Below are 17,768 nucleotides of genomic sequence, written 5' to 3' on the forward strand. Positions count from 1 at the left end.
CACCCCATGAGACTCCGCGCCCTCGCCGCCGTCGCGGCGCTGCTCGCCGCCACCGCCGCGTGCGGCGGCTCCTCGCAGGACGGCAAGGACCCGCACGCGCTGCGCATGACGATCTGGACCTCCAACGAGGCCCACCTGAAGCTGTTCAACGACATCGCCGCCGAATACAGGAAGACCCACCCCGACATCACCGAGATCAGGTTCGACCCGATCCCGGTCGAGTCCTACACCACCACCCTGACCACCCAGCTGGCCGGGGGGAACGCCCCCGACCTGGCCTGGATCCTGGAGAGCTCGGCACCCGACTTCGTGGCCTCCGGCGCGCTCGCCCCGCTCACGTCGAAGATCGAGAACAGCGCGGAGCTGGTGCCCTCCACCACCAAGCTGTGGCAGAAGGACGGCGAGTTGTACGCCTACCCGTTCTCCACCTCGCCGTTCGGCGTGTTCGTCAACACCGACGCGCTCGAGAAGGCCGGGCAGAAGTCCCCGCGCAAGCTGATCGAGTCGGGCGAGTGGACGTGGGAGAAGGTCGCGGCCGTCAACGCCGCCGTCGCCGCGAAGGGCGGCAACGGGCTCGTCATCCGCGACTTCGACTACAAGAACTGGGACAACCTCGCCTCGGTCTGGACGGGCTGGGGCGCCCGCGCCTGGAGCGAGGACGGGAAGACCTGCGGGTTCAACAGCCCGGAGATGACCGAGGCGATGACCTTCCTGCACAAGGCGATCTTCACCGACAAGGCGGTGCCGGGCCCCGGCACCACGGTCGACTTCTTCGCCGGCGACGCCGCCATGACGATCACCCAGATCTCCCGCGCGTCGCTGCTGAAGGACGCGAAGTTCGGCTGGGACCTGGTCCCGCTGCCGTCCGGCCCGAAGGGGGAGTACTCCGTGATCGGCCAGGGCGGGCTCGGCGTGCTGAAGAAGTCCGGGAACGCCGCCGCGGCCGCCGACTTCCTCGCCTTCTTCACCAACCGGGCCAACTCGGCCAAGCTCGCCGCCTACTTCCCGCCGCCGCGCTCCTCGCAGCTCAACGCCGAGACCCTGGCCAAGAGCAACCCGCTGCTCAAGCGCGACCAGCTCGACAAGGTCGTCGTGGCGGGGATCGGCAAGGGCGTCGTCAAGCCGAGCCACACCGGGCAGGCGGAGCTGGCGCAGACCGTCCGGGCGGAGCTCGACCCGCTGTGGAGGCCCGGCGCGGACGTGCGGCCGGTGCTCGACGGTGTCTGCGCGAAGATCCAGCCGCTGCTGGGATCGTGATGGTCGCGACCCGGCCGCAGACCCGGGAGGCGGCGGCCGAGGCCGCCCCCGGGGGCTCCTTCTGGACGATCAGGCGCCGCGACTACCTGGTCGGCTACCTGATGGCCGCGCCCCAGCTCGTCGGCACGGTGCTGTTCGTGCTCGTGCCGCTCGGGCTGGTGTTCTGGTACAGCCTCCACGAGTGGAACGTGCTGGCCGGGACGTTCGAGTTCACCGGCGGCGAGAACTACCGCAAGCTCGCGGCCGACCCGTCGCTGCGGTCGGTACTCGGCGCGACCGCGCTGTTCTCGACCGGGCTCGTCGCGCTCAACCTGACCCTGGCGCTGGCGCTGGCCGTCCTGCTCAACCAGCGGCTGCGCGGGACCGTCCTCTTCCGGACCCTGTTCTTCTCACCGGTCGTGGTCTCGCTGGTCGCCTGGACGATCGTCTGGCAGTTCCTGCTCCAGTCCAACGGCGGGGTCAACGGACTGCTCGACGCGGTCGGGGTGACCGGGCCGAACTGGCTGCGCGGCGGGTCGACCGCGATGGCGTCGGTCGTGGTCGTCCAGGTGCTGAAGAACGTGGGGCTGAACATGGTGCTGTTCCTCGCGGCCCTCCAGGGCGTCCCGCGGCAGCTGTACGAGGCCGCCGCGCTGGACGGGGCCGGCGCGTGGACCCGGTTCCGGCGGATCACGCTGCCGCTGATCAGCCCGACCGTCCTGCTGACCTCGATCATCACGATCGTGGGGTCGCTGCAGGTGTTCGCGCAGATCGCGGTGCTCACCCAGGGCGGTCCGGGGACGTCGACGACCGTGCTCGTCTACTACCTGTACCAGCAGGCCTTCCAGTTCCACCACTTCGGGTACGGGGCCACCCTGTCGGTCCTGCTGTTCGCGATCGTCGCCGCGCTGACCCTCCTGCAGTGGCGGATGCGGCGGAAGTGGGTCTTCCATGAGTCCTAGAACGAGACTGTCCCTGTACGGGCTGATGTGCCTGCTGTGCGTGCCGTTCGTCTTCCCGACCTGGTGGATGGTCACCGCCTCGTTCCAGCCGGCCGCGGAGGTGTTCGCGTTCCCCTCGTCGCTGCTGCCCGGCCGGTTCGACCTCACCGCGTACCGGCAGGCGTCGGAGCTCCAGCCGTTCGCCCGGCAGTACTTCAACAGCCTGTACATCGCGCTGGTCGTCACGGCGGGGACGATGGCCGTGTCGTCGATGGCCGGATACGCCTTCGCGCGGATCCGCTTCCCTGGGCAGAACGTCCTGTTCGTGGTGGTCCTGACCGGGCTGCTGATCCCGAGCGAGGTGACGATCGTCCCGCTGTTCCAGATGTTCCAGAAGGCGGGGATGGTCGACACGCACTGGCCGCTGATCCTCGTGCCGGTGCTGGGGGCCCCGAGCGTGCTGGCGACCTTCATCATGCGGCAGTTCTTCGTCAGCCTGCCCGACGAGCTGGAGGACGCCGCCCGGGTGGACGGCCTCGGCCGCTTCGGGACCTTCCACCGGGTCGCGCTGCCCCTGGCCAGGCCCGCCCTCGGCGCTGTGGCGATCTTCACCTTCCTGCACTCCTGGAACCTCTACCTGGAGCCCGTGGTGTTCCTGTCCTCGAAGGACATGTTCACCCTGCCGCAGGCGCTCACCCAGTTCGTGGACGCCTACGGCGGGCCGATGTGGAACGTCCAGCTGGCCGCGGCGACGATGTCGACCCTGCCGATCCTGGTGGTGTTCGTCCTGGCTCAGCGCCAGTTCATCGAGGGCCTGGCCCATTCGGGCCTGAAGGGCTGAGCCGCCGGACGGCGAACGCGAGAGCGGTCAGCCGCCGCGGGCGGTGGCCGGGCTGGTTCACAGGCCCGGCCACGCGTCGCGCTCCAGACGGGTGGGAGCGTTTGCGGTCATAACTCGTGGGACGGCACGGGGAGGGGTGTGTTCGTTCACGCATGTTCACAGGTATTGACCGAGGTGGGGGCGTAGGCGGTCCAGCGCCTTGGCGGGGTGGGGCTCGGCGGCGAGGGCGGCCATGAGCAGGAGCCGGGCCTTGGGGGCGTTGAGGGACCCGGCGAACACCGCGCCGGCCTTGGCGAGGTCGGCGCCGCCGCCGGCCCCGTACACCGGGGTCGCCGGTCCCTGAGCGCAGCGCGAGGTGACGAGCACCGCGATCCCCCCGCGGAGGCAGGTCTCCAGCTCGCGCAGTACGCCCGGGGTGGGATTGCCCGTGCCGAGGGCCTGGACGACCAGACCGCGGGCGCCCGCGGCCCGGCAGGCGGCGATCTGCACGCCGTCGGCGTCCAGGAACACCGGGACGATGTCCACGCGGGCCTCCAGGTCGCCCAGTTCGGCGAGCCGGAAACCGTCCGGCCGGGCCGGCGGACGGCGGACGTCCACGTGGGTTCCCCGTACCAGGCCGACCGGGCCCTGCCCCGGCGAGGCGAACGCCTCCAGCGCGAGCGTGTGGGCCTTCGTCGCGTACCGGGCGGCATGGATCTGCCCGCCCATGGTGATCACAGCGCCCATGCCGCGGGCCCGTGGATCGGCGGCGACGCGCAGGGCGTCGGCGAGGTTGCGGGGGCCGTCGGCGTCCGGCGCGGACGCGTGCCGCTGGGCGCCGGTGAGCACCACCGTGGACGCCGGCGGGAGGACGAGGTCGAGCAGGTAGGCCGTCTCCTCCATGGTGTCGGTGCCGTGGGTGACCACGACGCCCTCCACGGCGGGGTCTTCCAGCTCCGCCAGGATCCGCCGGGCGAGGCGGAGGACGTCCGCGCGGGTGAGGTTGAAGCTGTGCGCCAGCATCACCTCGTGGACCCGGACCGCCTGGCCGGGGACGAGCTCCGCGCCGTGGACGGCCACCCGGACATCGCCGTCCGGGGAGGGCAGGGAGGCGATGGTGCCACCGGTGGTCAGGACGCTGACGCTCATCAGGAGACCCTCTCGGCCGACACCGCGGCGTGCGCCGCCCGCCCGCGGGCACCGCGGGCCAGTGCGAAGTAGAGCCCGCCCGCGACCAGGCCGCCCGACAGCCAGGAGAAGTCGGTGTCGCCCAGCGTCCGCGCGATCGGCCCCTGCAGCGCCGGGACCGTGCCGAACTGCCACGCCCAGCCCGCCAGCAGCCCGGCCGCCAGGCTGACCATCGCCCTGCCGTTGACGCCGCCGTCCCGGTAGAGGGCCGCGACGTCGATCCGGCCGCGCCGGAGGACGAAAAGAAGTCGACGAGCACGATCGCCGCCCACGGACTGATCCAGACCAGGATGGACACCATCCAGTGGTCGAACGCCCGCGCGAAGCTGTCGGCCTGCACGAACACCGCCAGCACGGCCGAGGCCACGATCCCGGCCACCAGGGTCAGCTTCCACCGGGCGATCCGGATGCCGACCGACAGCGCGGCGAGCGAGCACGAGTACAGGTTCAGGATGTTGGTCGCCACCGGCCCGTGCATGATCAGCAGCAGGATCGGCACCGCCATGATCCCGAAGGACTCCGCCACCAGGCTGGAGGGGTCGGTGCCGCCGCCCGCGCTGGCCAGGCAGGCGCCCAGCGCGGCGAGCCACACGGTCGGGACGTACATGCCGAGCGCGGTGGACCAGAACACCGACCGGTCCGGGGCCGTGGTCCGCACGAAGCGGCTGTAGTCGGCCGAGTAGGGCAGCCAGCTGATGCCCCAGCCGATGCCGATGGCGGTGAGCAGCTGGGTGACCGCGGTGAACTTGTCGGCGGACGTGGTCGCGGTGCCGGCCGTCCAGTTCGGCTCCGCCTGCGCCAGCGCCAGCTCGGTCATGATCAGCATGACGACGACGGTGGCCGGGACGGTGTACTTCTCGAACGTGCGGATGGCGTAGAACCCGTACAGGGCCAGGACCAGCTGGGCGGCCATGATCAGTCCGGCGACCAGGTACCTCGTGCCGGTGCCGCCGTGCACGCCCAGCCGGGCGAGGATCGCGATCACCAGGTCGAGGACCACCCAGGTGTTGACCCCGACCCATCCCATGGTGAGCAGCCCCTGGATCAGGCCGGGGACGATCGCGCCGCGCCGGCCGAAGGGCCCGCGCCCGAGGACCATCTGGTTCACGCCGGTGCGGTGGCCGATGACGTTGAACAGACCGAAGATCGCGCAGCCCACCAGGTTGCCGAGCGCGACGACCGCCAGGGTCTCGACGAGGCTCAGCCCGAGGGTGACGCCGAGGGCGCCGAGCACCCAGTTGATCGGCGCGATGTTGGCGCCGCACCAGATCCAGAACTGCTGCCAGGGCGTGGAGTCCCGGGATCCGGCCGGAATGGGCTCGATGCCGTGCTCGTCGAAGCGCACCGGCTCAGGCCGGTCCGCGTGCGCGGGGTCGTTGATGGACATGGTTCCTCCGTCCGTGACGTACAGCACACGAAAGCACCGCGGCGCCCCGGCCAGAAGTAGAGGAAGCTCTACCATCAGGTGGTTTCCCTGGATAGATTCACAGGGTGTTCACGCTGAATTCCCTGCTGGACGACGAGTCCCTCCAGCTTCGGGTTCTTGTTCCGGGCCCGCCGGGGGCACTGGAGGAGCAGGTCGCCTGGGTCCACAACACCGAGCTGCCCGACCCCTCGGGCTACGTCCGCCGGCGCGAGCTGGTGCTGACCAACGGCCTGTGGGACGACCGGATCGCGGCCGCCGGGTTCGTCGCCAACGTCCGGCGGGCGCGGGCGGCGGGCATCGTGTTCGGCCTGCGCCCGGAGCGGCGCACCACGCCGGGCGAGCTGGTCGACGCCTGCCGGGACGCCGGCGTGCCGCTGCTGGAGATCTCGACGGAGGTGCCGTTCACCGCGATCTCGGAGGCGGTGGCCACGCGCTACGCCGAGGAGCGCCAGGGCGCGCTGGTCGGGATGGTCCGCCGCGGCGACGCGCTGGCCACGGCGATCTCCCGGGGCGCGGGCGCCTCCGGGGTGCTGCGGATCCTGCGCCGCGACCACGAGCTGCCGCTCGCGGTCATCGACCGGATGGGGCGCCTCCTCGCCTCGGCCGGGGCGGAGCTGAGCGCCGAGCAGCTCCACACGGTGGCCACCGGCCTGACGCGCCGCCCCCCGCCCCTGGAGCTTGACCTGGGGCCCGCCGGGCGGGCGGCGCTGTACCTGGTCGGCGCCGTCGGCGACGTGGACGCGGCGCTGATCTGCCTGCGTCCGGTGAGCGCCCTGACCCGCACCGAGCAGGACGCGCTGGACCAGGCGGCCCGCTTCCTCAGCCTGGAGGTCGCCAAGCAGCAGGCCGTGCAGGCGATCGAGCTGCGGTTCGCCAGCGAGCTGCTGGAGATGGTGCTGTCGGGCGGCAGCCGCGCCGCCGAGGTCCCCGGCAGGCTGCGCGCGTTCGGCGTCGATCCCGAGGGGCCGCTCGCGGTGTGGACGACCGCGTTCGCGGGAGCGGAACCGACCGTCCCCGGGCTCGCGGAGGTGGTCGGCGAGTTCTTCGTCTCCGCCGGGATCCCGGTGGTGGTCGCGGCCGGTTCGCAGGACGTGGTGACGGTCCTGTCGTGGCGGCACGACGAGGGCGAGGCGGCGCCCCTCGCCCGGCGGCTCGCCGCCGCCGTGGCCGGCCGGTTCCCGGGTCACCGCCCGGTCGTGGGCCTCGGGGGAACCGGCCGGGGACCCGCGGGGCTGCGCGAACCCCTCGTCCGGTCGCGCGAGGTCTGCAGGGCGCTGCGGCACGCCGGCGGCGGGCCCGGCGTCCGGTCCTTCGCCGAGCTCGGCACCCACCGGCTGCTGCTCGGCATGCAGGACGCGGACACCCTGCGGACCCTGGCCGACGGCGTGCTCGCACCGATCCGCGAGCGCGACGCCAGGCGCGGCGGCGAGCTGGAGGCCACGCTGCGCGCCTTCCTGGACCACGACGGCCACTGGCAGGCCACCGCCGCCGCGCTGAGGATCCACGTCAACACGCTGCGCAACCGGCTGGCCAAGATCACCGAGTTGACCGGCCGCGACACCGCCCGCACCGCCGACCGCGTCGACCTCTTCCTCGCCCTGCAGGCCGCCGACATGGCCTGAGCGTCACGCCGGGGCGGCACGGCCGGGGTGGCACGGCCGGTCAGTGCGGGTAGACGTCCGCGTCCACCTGGGGCGGGCGGTGCGGGCGCGGCCCGACCCCGGGGTCGGCGAGCGCCGCCTCCGCCACGTCCCTGCAGCGGGCGAAGCCCACGTCGCCGCACTCGCGCGCGTACTCGATGAACTGCCGCAGCGCCAGCGCCCGCCCCGGACGCCCGGACAGGAACGGGTGCACGCACAGGTTGAACAGGCACCGGTAGTGCCGCATGCCGTCGAGCTCGGCACGCCACAGTTCCAGCACCTTGCGCGGTGACTCGATGACCGACCCCACGTCGGGCTCGGGCAGGAAGGCGTACTGCTCCCAGTCGTCCAGCGACCAGTGCACCGGCAGCTCGACGATCTCGCCGGCGGCGGCGCTCACCCGGTACGGCCGGTCATCGCCCATCAGGGACGAGTCGTAGCGCAGCCCGTACTCGGCCACCAGCTCCGTCGTCAGCCAGGACGCCTCCCACAGCGCCGCCCGGTGCCCGGTGATCTCGATGCCCTGCTCGCCGAACATCTCCAGAGCGCGCACGAAATCCGCGCGCTCCTCCTCCGGGGTCATCGACGCGGCCGGCCGGTGGGCGTAGGAGTGGTGCGCCACCTCGTGGCCGCGCTCGACGATCGAGGCGGCGAGCCCGGGCCGCCGCTCGGCCACCCAGCCCGGCACGAAGAAGGTCGCCGGCACCTCCATCTCGTCCAGCAGGCCGAGGATGCGGGGCAGCCCGACGTCCGGCCCGTAGGCCTGGTGCGACATGGTGCCCGCGTGCGAGGCGTACCGGCCGCCCCGGGCGAGGACCGGGGTCTCGGCGTCCACGTCGAAGCCCAGCGTCACGACCGCGGCCGCCCCGCCGTGCCAGCCAGCGCTCATGTCCCGGCCCCTCCCGTCGTCCCGCCCGCCGCCTCAGGCCTCCGCACCGGCCGCCAGCCGCCAGCGCCGGACGTTGTCCAGGGTGACCATCGGCGACAGCATCCCATGGTCGAAGCGCTCCGGCGCCTTCCCCGCCGCCAGGCGCCGCGGCAGGTCGGGGTGGACGAGGGCGCCCCTGGCCACCGAGACGAAGTCGGCGTGGCCGTCCCCCAGGACCTGCGCGGACAGCGCGGCGTCCTGCATCCCGCCGTTGGCGATCACCGGCAGGCCGCTCACCCGGCGGGCCAGCCCGGTGATGGTGAGCCCGCCGGCCAGCCGCGCGGTGTCGAGCCAGTTCCGCCCCTCGCTGGCGATGTGGAGGTAGGTCGCGCCCGCCTCGGCCAGCGCGGCGAAGATCACTTCCGCGTCGTGGGAGCCGCCGGGCCAGCGGTACTGGAAGTCGTTCACCTTGGTCTGCGAGAGCCTGACGCCGACGCACCGGTCCGGTCCCACCTCGGCGCGGATCGCCGCGACGACCTCCGCCGTGAGCCGCACCCGGTTCGCGACCGGCCCGCCGTAGGAGTCCTCCCGCAGGTTGGTGTAGTCGGTGAGGAACTGGTCCAGCAGGTAGCCGTTCGCGGCGTGGACCTCCACCCCGTGGAAACCGGCCCGCTCGGCGTTCACCGCGGAGGCGACGAACCCCTCGACGGCCTCCTTGATGTCGGCGGAGCCCATCTCCCTGGGCGCCGGCCAGGGGCCGTGCCCGCCGTACTCGGGCATCTTGACCCCCTTCGGCACCACGGCGGACGGCCCCGCGGTCTCGTCGCGGTAGGGGTTGCCCTGCGACAGCGCGCCCGCGTGCATCAACTGGGCGACGATGGACCCGCCGGCCTCCCGCACCCCCGTGGTGACGTCGCGCCAGGCGGCCGCGTGCCGCTCCGACACCAGACCGGGCTGGTTGAGGTAGCCCTGGCTGTAGACGGCGTCGGTGTAGATCCCCTCGGTCACGACGAGCCCGAAGCCGCCGCGGGCGAACTCGCCGTAGTACTCGGCCATCTCGGGCGTCGGTGTGCCGTCCGGCGCGGCCGACACCCGTGTCATCGGCGCCACGACCAGCCGGTTGGCCGTCCGCAGGTCGCCGACGCTTCCCGGCTCCAGCGCCGGATGCGTTGCCGTGGTGCTCATCCTTCGTCTCCTTGCTCGTGGGTGGTCCGGGGTCCGCCTGGGGCCCCGTTCACAGGACGTCGATCGCCAGCGGCGTCAGGCCGCCCCCGTTGATGCCGGCCAGGTCCTGCGGGCATGCCGACAGCACGACCACGCAGTCCATGGCGGCCTCGAACGTGATCGCGTCGCCCGCGCGGCTCTCGGCCGTCAGCCACCGCAACCGCCCGGACTCCTCGACCGGGATCCGCATGAACACGTTGACCGGTTGCGGAGTGACGGGCACGGCCAGCCCCAGCTCGGCGAGGGCCAGGTCCAGGTTCCGGGCGCACGAGGCGTGCCCGGGGGCACCGAGGGCCTCGTAGCGCGCCGAGTCGCACGCGGCGATCAGCATGTCGTGCGATCCGGGCGAGGTGTCGTCCGCCAGGGCCAGGATCGGCCGCCGGCGGCCGGTGACGAACGACTCGCCCACCTCGGGGAACAGCCGGCTCGTCACGCTGCGGGTATGCGCGGCGCTCAGATGCTCGCGCGGGTCGTCCGCGGCGAAGGCGAACAGGTCGCCGACCTGCCCGCCTTCCACGTCCACCACCCGCACCCGCTGTCCGCTGCGCACCCGGACCGCCCGGCCCTCTCCGGCGGGTACCATCGTTCGTCCTGTCGTCGCCATGCCGGCAAGCAGATCACCGCCCACGCCGAGCGATCGATAGAGATATCTCTAGCATTTGGACCAAATGCTAGATGTTCCTCCACGCATCGGCGGGAATTCGCCGGTGACGGGCACGCGACTCGCCTTCGCGCGCTAGACGAATTGCTGGCCGCCGTCGATGTCGTAGGTGGCTCCCGTGAGCGCCGTGTTGGCCATGATGTGGACGGCCAGTGCGGCGACGTCCTCCGGGCCGACGACGCGGCCGATCGGGAGTGTGGCCCGCAGTTCTTCCCGGCGCTCGTCGAGCCGGTCTCCGAGGAGGGACGCCGAAAGCGGCGTGTCGACGAAGCCCGCGGCGATGAGGTTGACGCGCACCGGGGCGAGTTCGAGCGCGAGGGTCGCGGTGAACGGGGGCATGGCGGCGGTGGCGGCGGAGATGAGTCCGAGGCCGCGGCGGATACGGCGCCCGCCGGTGCCTCCCATGAGCAGGATCGTGCCTCCGGGCCGCATCCTCGGCGCGCCGTGGCGTGCCACGTGCAGCGCCTGCGCCATGTGCCCACCGACAGCCTGGCGCACGTCGCCGGCGTCCATCTCGATCAGGGGCTTGTAGTGCGGGCCGCCGGCCGTGATCAGCACGTGGTCGACCGGCGGCGGGAGGCCCTCGAACAGGCGCGCCACGGCGGGCTCGTCATCGGCGTCGAGCGTCATCGTGCCCTGCGCCCCGACGTCCAGTGCGGCCCGCTCCAGCCGGCCGGGGTCGCGGCCGGCGAGGACGGTTCGGGCCCCTTCGTCCCGGGCGAGCCGGGCGGTCTCGAGCCCTATTCCCGCGCTGCCGCCGATCAGGACGACCGTCTGCCCGTCCAGGTGCCTGGTCATGGGAGTCCTCCGAGGCGGTGAGCGATGGCCGGAGAGCGGACGGCCTCTCCCATCGCCGGACGACAACGGCCCGAAACCGGCGTTGTTCCGGCTTTGCGGACATTTAAGGTGGCCTTCGTGGAGGCGACGCGCGCGCTGTCGGAGGCCGACTGGGAGACCCACCGGCCGGCGGTCTTCGGGGCGGCCTACCGGATCCTGGGCACCGTCACCGAGGCCGAGGACGTGACCCAGGAGGTCTGGCTGCGCGCCGCCGCCGCCGACCTGTCCGAGGTGCGGGACCTGCGCGCCTGGCTGGTGACCGTGGCCGCCCGGACGTCCTACAACGTGCTGAACTCGGCGCGCGTCCGGCGCGAGTCCTATGTCGGGCCCTGGCTGCCCGAACCGCTGCTGACCGGGCCCGACGCCGCCGCCCGGGTGCTCATGGACGAGTCGGTCAGCACCGCGATGCTGGTGGTCATGGAGGCGCTCACCCCCGCCGAGCGCGTCGCGCTGGTGCTGCACGACGTCTTCGGCTTCCCGTTCGACCGGATCGCCGAGGTGCTCGGTGCCACGCCCGCCGCCGGCCGCAAGCTCGCCTCTCGGGCGCGGGCGCGGGTCGCCGCGGTGCGGGAGCGGCCGACGGCGTCCAGGACGGAGACCGAACGCGTCCTGAAGGCGTTCCGGGCGGCCGCCGAGGCGGGCGACATGGCCGGGCTCGTCGAGCTGCTGGATCCGGAGGCCGTCTATGTCGCCGACGGCGGCGGCAAGGTGACCGCCGCGCGCAAGCCCGTCCGCGGCGCCGAGCGCATCGCCGTGCTGGCAATCAGGCAGATCGGGCTCCGGCGCCCCGACGCGTTCTCGATCATCGAGGTGAACGGGCGGCCGGCCCTCGCGACCTACCGCGGCGGCGAGCTGGTCTGGCTCGACACCGTGGAGATCGCCGGCGGGCGGATCACGGCGTTGCGGAGACTGGCCAATCCCGAGAAGTTCGCGCACATCGGTCACATCTGACGCCGCCGTCTTGACTCCCTGCCGAACCCCTCCGATCCCCGGGGGGACGAGGCTGAGAGGACGGGACGATGGCCCACGTTGTGATCATCGGTGGCGGATTCGCGGGCGTGTGGAGCGCGGCGGGAGCGGCGCTGGCGCGCCGGACCGCCCGCGGAGACGCCGGTCTCCGCATCACGCTCATCGCGCCGGACGAGCACCTGGTGCTGCGGCCGCGCCTGTACGAGCCCGAGCCCGACCTGGCCAGGGTGGAGCTCGGCAGGATCCTGGAGCCGATCGGCGTGGAGCACCTGCGCGCCCGGGTGAGCACGATCGACACCGCGCGGCGAACGGTGGTGGCCGGCGGCGAGGAGATCGGCTACGACCGCCTGGTGCTGGCGGCGGGCAGCGAGCTCGTCCGGCCCCGGGACCTGCCCGGCGCCAGGCGGCTCTTCGACATCGACACCTTGGAGGGGGCCCGGCGGCTCACCGGCCGTCTGCGCGGCCGGAAGGACTACGCCGCGGTGGTCGTCGGGGCCGGGTTCGTCGGCCTGGAGGCGGCGACCGAGCTGGCCGCCCGCGGCCGGGTGCTGCTGGTCGACCGGTCGCGGGTGATCGCGCACCCGCTCGGGCCCGGCCCGCGCGAGGCGATCGAGGCGGCGCTGGACGAGCTGGGCGTCGAACGCCGCCTCGGCACGTCCGTGGCGGAGGTCGGCGACGGGCACGCCGTCCTGTCCGACGGCACCGAGGTCGAGGCGGACGCGGTGGTCTGGGCCGCGGGGATGCGGGCCGGCGGGCTCACGCGGCAGATCTCCGACCGGCTCGACCACCTCGGGCGGGTGCCGGTGGACCGGTGGCTGCGCGCCCTCCCCGAGGTCTTCGCGGCAGGCGACACCGCCGCGGCGGCGTTCGACGCCGACCACACGGTCATGCAGGCCTGCCAGCACGCCACCCCGCTCGGCAAGGTCGCCGGGTACAACGCGGCGGCCGACCTGCTCGGCGTGCCGCCGCGCGACTTCACCCCGGGGCCGTACGTCACCTGCCTGGATCTCGGTGCCGCCGGGGCGATCTTCACCCGGGGCTGGGACCGCCGGGTGATGGCCTCCGGCCCGGAGGGCAAGGAGATCAAGAGGCGGATCAACCAGGCCATCCACCCGCCGGTCGACGACCCCGCGAAGATCCTCGCCGCCGCCGACCGGGTGCACATCGCGCTCCCGTTCTTCCCCCGCGACGAGGAGGCCGCCGCATGAACCGGCGCCTTCCGGGAGAATTCGCCGCTAGGTTGTCGATTCACCGAGGCGCCGTTCGACCTCTGGTCGACGGTGTCCATCCTTCCCGGGGCCGCCGGCCCGGACGACCACAGGAGCATCCCGATGGGATTCATCAAGTCCAGCCTCTTCATCTCCCTCGACGGCGTGATCGAAGCGCCGGAGACCTGGCACTTCCCCTACTTCGACGACCAGATGGGCGCCGTCGTGGGCGAGCTGATGACCGAGGCCGAGGCGACGCTCCTCGGCCGGCACACCTACGAGGGGTTCGCCTCGTACTGGCCCGACGCCGATCCCGCCGACCCGATGACCAAGACCATGAACAGCGCGCGCAAGTACGTCGTGTCCAGCACGCTGACCGAGGCCACCTGGGAGAACTCCTCGCTGATCAACGGTGACGTCGCGGCGGAGCTGACCAGGCTCAAGGCCGGCACCCGGCTCGGCACGACGGGCAGCGCCGCACTGGTGCGCTGGATGCTCGCGCAGGGCCTGGTCGACGAGCTGCACCTGCTCGTGCACCCGATCGTCGTCGGGCACGGCGCCAAGCTCTTCACCGAGGGCGACACCGTGCCCTTGAAGCTGCTGTCCTCGACCACCTTCGAGGGGACCGGCGTGGTCCACCTCGTCTACACCGGCGCGGACGCCCCCGCGGCCTGACCCCCTCGGACGGGGTCAGCGGGAGGTGACCCGGAAGGCGGCGCCCAGCTTCGCGGTGGAGCTGTCACCGGCGTACACGTTGATGGCGCCGGGCTCCACCACGAAGCGGCCCCGGTTGTCGTAGAAGCCGACGTCCTGCCTGCCGAGCTTGAACGTCACCTTCCTCGACTGGCCCGGGGCGAGCGTCACCCGCTGGAACCCGCGCAGCCTGCGCACCGGCTGGGAGATGCTCGCGACGGGGTCGTTGACGTAGAGCTGGACCACCTCGTCCCCGCCTCGCCTGCCGGTGTTCCGCACGTTCACCGAGACCGTGATCTCGCCGTTCGACGGCATAGTCGCGGAGCTGAGCTCAAGGCCGGAGATGCTGAACGTGGTGTAGCTGAGCCCGTGGCCGAACGGGTAGAGCGCGTCGCAGTGCGGCAGGTCGCGGTACCGGGAATTCCACTTCACCGCCGGGTCGCAGGGGCGCCCGGTCGGCTCGCGGTTGTAATGGACGGGGATCTGCCCTAGCGTCCGCGGGAACGACACCGGCAGCTTTCCGCCGGGATTGACCTTGCCCAGCAGGACGTCCGCGACCGCGTTGCCGCCCTGCACGCCCGGGAACCACGCCTCCAGGATCGCCGGCGCCGTCGCGGCCACCTTGGACAGGGTCAGCGGGCGCCCGTTGACCAGCACGACGACGAACGGCTTGCCGGTCGCCTTGATCCTCTCGAGCAGCCGCTCCTGCAAGCCCGGCAGGCCGATGTCGCTGCGGGACGCGGCCTCCCCGCTCTGGTTGCTGTTCTCGCCGAGCACGAGCACGACCTGGTCGGCGTCCTCGGCCGTCTCGACGGCCGCGGGGAAGCCGGCGTCGGACCCGCACTCGTCTGCGGGCGTGTTGTCCGGCGGGTCCTTGGCGATCATCTCGCAGCCGGGGGCGAACGTGGTCCGCGGGTTCTGCGCCTTGACGCCCTCGTAGACCGAGACGGCGTCCTCGTCCCGGCCCTGCCCGGACCACGGGCCGAGCATGTCGTGCCGGGAGTTCCCGAGCGGCCCGATCACGGCGGTCTTCTTGGCCGGATCCAGCGGGAGCGCGCCGCCGTCGTTCTTGAGCAGGACCATCGAGCGCGCGGCGGCCTTGCGCGCGGCCGCCACGGCGTCGGGGCGCAGTTGCGCCGCCTCGGCCTTGGACGGGTCGACGTAGGGGTGCTCGAACAGCCCGGCGCGGAACTTGACCCGCAGGATCCGCCGCACCGCCTCGTCGATGCGCCGCATGGAGATCCGTCCCTGGGAGAGCAGTTTCCGGCCGTTGTCGCGGATGGTGGTGCTGACCATCTCCGAGTCGGTGCCCGCGTTCAACGCGATCTCGGCGGCGCCGGGACCGTCGGCGGCGACGCCGTGGCCGCACGGCCCCTCGTCGGGCGCCTTCGGCGGGCAGGCGCGCAGTTCCGCGACGGCGGTGTAGTCGCTCTCGATGAAGCCGTCGAACTTCCACTCGCGCTTGAGGATGTCGGTCTCGATGTACCGGTTGGCGCATCCGGGCACGCCGTTGAGGCTGTTGAACGAGCACATCACCGTGTCGGCGCCGGCGTCGATCGCCGCCTTGAACGGCGGCAGGTAGAGGTTGCGCAGCCGCTGCTCGGACATCTCGGTGGCGCCGTAGTCGCGGCCGCCCTCCGGCTGGCCGTACGCGGCGAAGTGCTTGGGGCTGGTGACGACCTTCCCCGGCCTGCCGTAGTCGCCGCCCTGCGCCGCCTTGACCCGCGCGGCGGCCATGACCCCGTTCAGGTACGGGTCCTCACCGCCGCCCTCGACGATCCGGCCCCAGCGGGGGTCGTGGGCGACGTCGACCATCGGGCTGTAGACCTGCTTGATTCCGACCGCGGCCGACTCCCGCGCGCCGTAGAAGGCGTCGTCGGCCGCCACGGCCGGGTCGAAGCTGCTCGCCGCGCCCAGCGGGACCGGGAAGACGGTGCGGTAGCCGTGGATGGTGTCGTAGGCGAACAACATCGGGATCTTCAGCCGGGACTGCTCCACCGCGATCCGCTGCAGCCGGTTGATCTTCACCGGGTCGACGAGGCTGAAGACCGAGCCGAGCCCCTTGCGGGCGTCCTCCTCGGTCACCTGCCCGTCGGAGAGCAGCTGGATCTGCTGCAGCTTCTCCTCCAGCGTCATCCTGGCGAGCAGCGCGTCCACCCGGCCCTCGATGCCCCGGCCCGCCGGCCGCTGCACCGGCTGCAGGAGCCGCTCGTTGCTCGCCCACGTCGTGGCCGAGGTCCCGCCGGCGGTGAAGGCGAGCAGCACCGTGAAGGTCGTCGTGACCGCTGCCAGGCGTCTCATCCGGCCCATGCCTGCTCCCGGCTCGGGGGCGCCGGTGCTGGGCGCGGCGCCCGGGTTCGTCCCCCGGAAACGGCTTGCGTCCACGCGAGTGGTCTAGGCCATTGGTCTAGCGAGCTTGATCGTGTGGAGCGAACCACGGGAGTCCGATGTGTGTCAAGGGACTGCCGGGCCCACTGGTGGAGCGGTGACCGCGCCGGCCGTGCGGAGGGAGGGGCGCGGTAACCCGTTGCGGGGCATCGGGCGTCTCCCTTCTAAAGGTGATCATGCAGGAATCCCCGCGGGAGAGGCGTTCATGAGCAGACGGCGAAGGATCGTGGGAGTGGCGGCGGCGGCCGTGCTCGCCGCGCCGGTGCCGGCGGGCACCGCCCGGGCGGCCGAGAACTGCGAGCTGCGGGCGGCGGCGGGCGACCCCGCCGCCGCCGTCGACGGGCAGGCCGGGGCCGGCGCGGTCCAGGTGTGGTGCGGCGACCGGTGGCTGTCGGTGCGGCAGGGCGCGGCCGGCCTGGACGACCGCCCCGAGGCCGGCGACCGGTTCGGCGCGTCGGTCGCGGTGGCCGACATCGACCGCGACGGCGCCGACGACCTGGTCGTCGGCGCGCCCGGGGAGAACGACGGCGCGGGCGCGGTGCACGTGGTCTTCGGCCCGGGGCGGGACGGGCAGCCCGCGCCGATCACCCTGCGGCAGGGCGGCGGCGGGGTGCCCGACCGGTCCGAGGCGGGCGACGGCTACGGGTCCGCCGTGGCCGCGATGGGCGGCACCGTGCTCGTCGGCGCGCCGGGCGAGGACCTGGGTGACAACGAGGCCAAGGCGGACGCCGGCGCCGTCCACGTCGTGTCGATCGACGACGGCCGGGTGGGCGGCGTGACGGAGCTGACCCAGGACCGGCAGGACTTCGACGGCACCGTGGAGGCCGGCGACCGCTTCGGCGCGTCGCTCGCGGCGGGCTCGTTCGACAAGCCGACCGCGGTGATCGGGGTGCCGGGCGAGGACGTCTCCGACAAGAAGGACGCGGGGATGATCCACATCGTCGAGGACCCGGTCGTGGCGATCGAGGAGACGGGGATCGGCCAGGACTCCGCCGGGGTGAGCGGCGCGTCCGAGCCCGGCGACCGGTTCGGCGCGAGCGTCGCGGCGGCCTGGGACCCCTCCCTGCCGGTGCGCGTCGCCGCCGGGGCGCCCGGCGAGGACCTCGGCGACGCGGCGGACGCCGGGATGGTGACCGTCCTCGGCTACGACGGCCGGCAGGCCACCGAGGTCCTGGCCGTGCACCAGAACACGGCCGGGGTGCCGGGGGCCAACGAGGACGGCGACGGGTTCGGCGCGAGCGTGGCCGCCGGCGCCGTCGAGTCGGCGTCGCTGCCGGGCCCGGAGCTGTCGGTGGCGATCGGCGCGCCCGGCGAGGACGTGGGCGACCTGGCCGACGCGGGCCGGGTGCACGGCGTGCAGGTCGGGGCCTTCCCGCGGGTGGACGGGGCGATCAGCCAGGAGACCGACGGCCTGGGCGAGGAGCCGCGCGCGGGCGCCCGGTTCGGCGCGGCGCTGGCGTTCGGCCCCGGCGCGGCACATGTCGTGGTCGGTGCCCCCGGCCATGCCGGCAAGGGCGCCGCACACGGGATCCCGTGGCGGGCGCTGTTCGGCACGGCGGTGGTGGCGGACAACTGGTTCGCCGGCCGCGACGGCGTGCCGGACGGGTCCGCGTTCGGATCGAGCGTCGCCTCGGACCCCGCCGGATAGCCGGCCGCCGAGGGCGGCGAT

Annotated in this window: 15 protein-coding genes and 1 pseudogene; 8 read left to right on the forward strand and 8 right to left on the reverse strand. The window is 73.0% G+C overall.

The features are described from left to right. Positions 1-6 precede the first annotated feature (6 nt). From K8Z49_RS03845 to K8Z49_RS03855, 3 genes are read left to right on the forward strand one after another with little or no spacing between them, the layout of a single operon-like run. Complete coding sequence (locus K8Z49_RS03845; RefSeq protein WP_412517611.1) at positions 7-1,257, forward strand: ABC transporter substrate-binding protein; 1,251 nt, start codon at positions 7-9, stop codon at positions 1,255-1,257. Beyond that, entirely contained in the window at positions 1,257-2,198 is a 942-nt protein-coding gene (locus K8Z49_RS03850) for a carbohydrate ABC transporter permease (RefSeq protein ID WP_412517612.1), read from the forward strand. Before K8Z49_RS03845 ends, K8Z49_RS03850 begins: the two co-directional genes overlap by 1 nt. After that, positions 2,188-3,018: a carbohydrate ABC transporter permease gene (locus K8Z49_RS03855; RefSeq protein WP_024935293.1), complete on the forward strand. Its 831-nt coding sequence runs from the start codon at positions 2,188-2,190 to the stop codon at positions 3,016-3,018. Before K8Z49_RS03850 ends, K8Z49_RS03855 begins: the two co-directional genes overlap by 11 nt. Positions 3,019-3,174: 156 nt before the next feature. On the opposite strand, the gene K8Z49_RS03860 is transcribed toward K8Z49_RS03855, so the two are convergent. The 3 genes and pseudogenes from K8Z49_RS03860 to K8Z49_RS03870 all read right to left on the reverse strand — a co-directional run. Then, entirely contained in the window at positions 3,175-4,146 is a 972-nt protein-coding gene (locus tag K8Z49_RS03860; protein WP_412517613.1) for an asparaginase, read from the reverse strand. Continuing rightward, positions 4,146-4,457, reverse strand: coding sequence for a hypothetical protein (locus tag K8Z49_RS03865; protein ID WP_412517614.1), 312 nt, complete (start codon positions 4,455-4,457; stop codon positions 4,146-4,148). The genes K8Z49_RS03860 and K8Z49_RS03865 overlap by 1 nt, the downstream gene beginning before the upstream one ends. A gap of 26 nt (positions 4,458-4,483) precedes the next feature. Then, positions 4,484-5,647, reverse strand: a pseudogene (locus K8Z49_RS03870) (cytosine permease); the annotation flags it as partial. Between the two features lie 29 nt (positions 5,648-5,676). Between K8Z49_RS03870 and K8Z49_RS03875 the strand changes: the two are divergent. After that, positions 5,677-7,233, forward strand: coding sequence for a PucR family transcriptional regulator (locus K8Z49_RS03875; protein ID WP_412517615.1), 1,557 nt, complete (start codon positions 5,677-5,679; stop codon positions 7,231-7,233). A 40-nt stretch (positions 7,234-7,273) separates the two neighbouring features. Here the strand turns inward: K8Z49_RS03875 and K8Z49_RS03880 are convergent, their stop codons facing one another. The 4 genes from K8Z49_RS03880 to K8Z49_RS03895 all read right to left on the reverse strand — a co-directional run bounded on the left by K8Z49_RS03880 (position 7,274) and on the right by K8Z49_RS03895 (position 10,802). Next, positions 7,274-8,140, reverse strand: a complete 867-nt coding sequence (locus tag K8Z49_RS03880; protein WP_412517616.1) for a polysaccharide deacetylase family protein — start codon at positions 8,138-8,140, stop codon at positions 7,274-7,276. Between the two features lie 33 nt (positions 8,141-8,173). Then, positions 8,174-9,304 (reverse strand): tRNA-dihydrouridine synthase, encoded by a 1,131-nt coding sequence (locus K8Z49_RS03885; protein ID WP_075021736.1) that lies wholly within the window; start codon positions 9,302-9,304, stop codon positions 8,174-8,176. A gap of 49 nt (positions 9,305-9,353) precedes the next feature. Then, positions 9,354-9,926, reverse strand: coding sequence for a DUF1989 domain-containing protein (locus tag K8Z49_RS03890; protein WP_021598528.1), 573 nt, complete (start codon positions 9,924-9,926; stop codon positions 9,354-9,356). A 153-nt stretch (positions 9,927-10,079) separates the two neighbouring features. Beyond that, complete coding sequence (locus K8Z49_RS03895; RefSeq protein ID WP_021598529.1) at positions 10,080-10,802, reverse strand: SDR family oxidoreductase; 723 nt, start codon at positions 10,800-10,802, stop codon at positions 10,080-10,082. A gap of 117 nt (positions 10,803-10,919) precedes the next feature. Here K8Z49_RS03895 and sigJ point away from each other — a divergent pair, with 117 nt between their 5' ends. From sigJ to K8Z49_RS03910, 3 genes are all read left to right on the forward strand, one after another. Continuing rightward, positions 10,920-11,792 carry an RNA polymerase sigma factor SigJ gene (sigJ, locus tag K8Z49_RS03900; protein ID WP_024935290.1) on the forward strand — a complete coding sequence of 291 codons (873 nt, stop codon included), beginning with the start codon at positions 10,920-10,922 and terminating at the stop codon, positions 11,790-11,792. A gap of 68 nt (positions 11,793-11,860) precedes the next feature. Further along, entirely contained in the window at positions 11,861-13,018 is a 1,158-nt protein-coding gene (locus tag K8Z49_RS03905; protein ID WP_412517617.1) for an NAD(P)/FAD-dependent oxidoreductase, read from the forward strand. 123 nt (positions 13,019-13,141) lie between these two features. Next, positions 13,142-13,693: a dihydrofolate reductase family protein gene (locus K8Z49_RS03910; protein ID WP_024935288.1), complete on the forward strand. Its 552-nt coding sequence runs from the start codon at positions 13,142-13,144 to the stop codon at positions 13,691-13,693. Between the two features lie 15 nt (positions 13,694-13,708). Here the strand turns inward: K8Z49_RS03910 and bglX are convergent, their stop codons facing one another. After that, complete coding sequence (gene bglX, locus K8Z49_RS03915) at positions 13,709-16,096, reverse strand: beta-glucosidase BglX (protein ID WP_412517618.1); 2,388 nt, start codon at positions 16,094-16,096, stop codon at positions 13,709-13,711. Between the two features lie 208 nt (positions 16,097-16,304). Between bglX and K8Z49_RS03920 the strand changes: the two genes are divergently transcribed. Next, positions 16,305-17,747, forward strand: coding sequence for an FG-GAP repeat protein (locus K8Z49_RS03920; protein WP_083597750.1), 1,443 nt, complete (start codon positions 16,305-16,307; stop codon positions 17,745-17,747). The last annotated feature ends 21 nt before the right edge of the window (positions 17,748-17,768 follow it).

It is taken from the genome of Actinomadura madurae (assembly GCF_047130825.1).
Taxonomy (GTDB): Bacteria; Actinomycetota; Actinomycetes; order Streptosporangiales; family Streptosporangiaceae; genus Spirillospora; species Spirillospora madurae.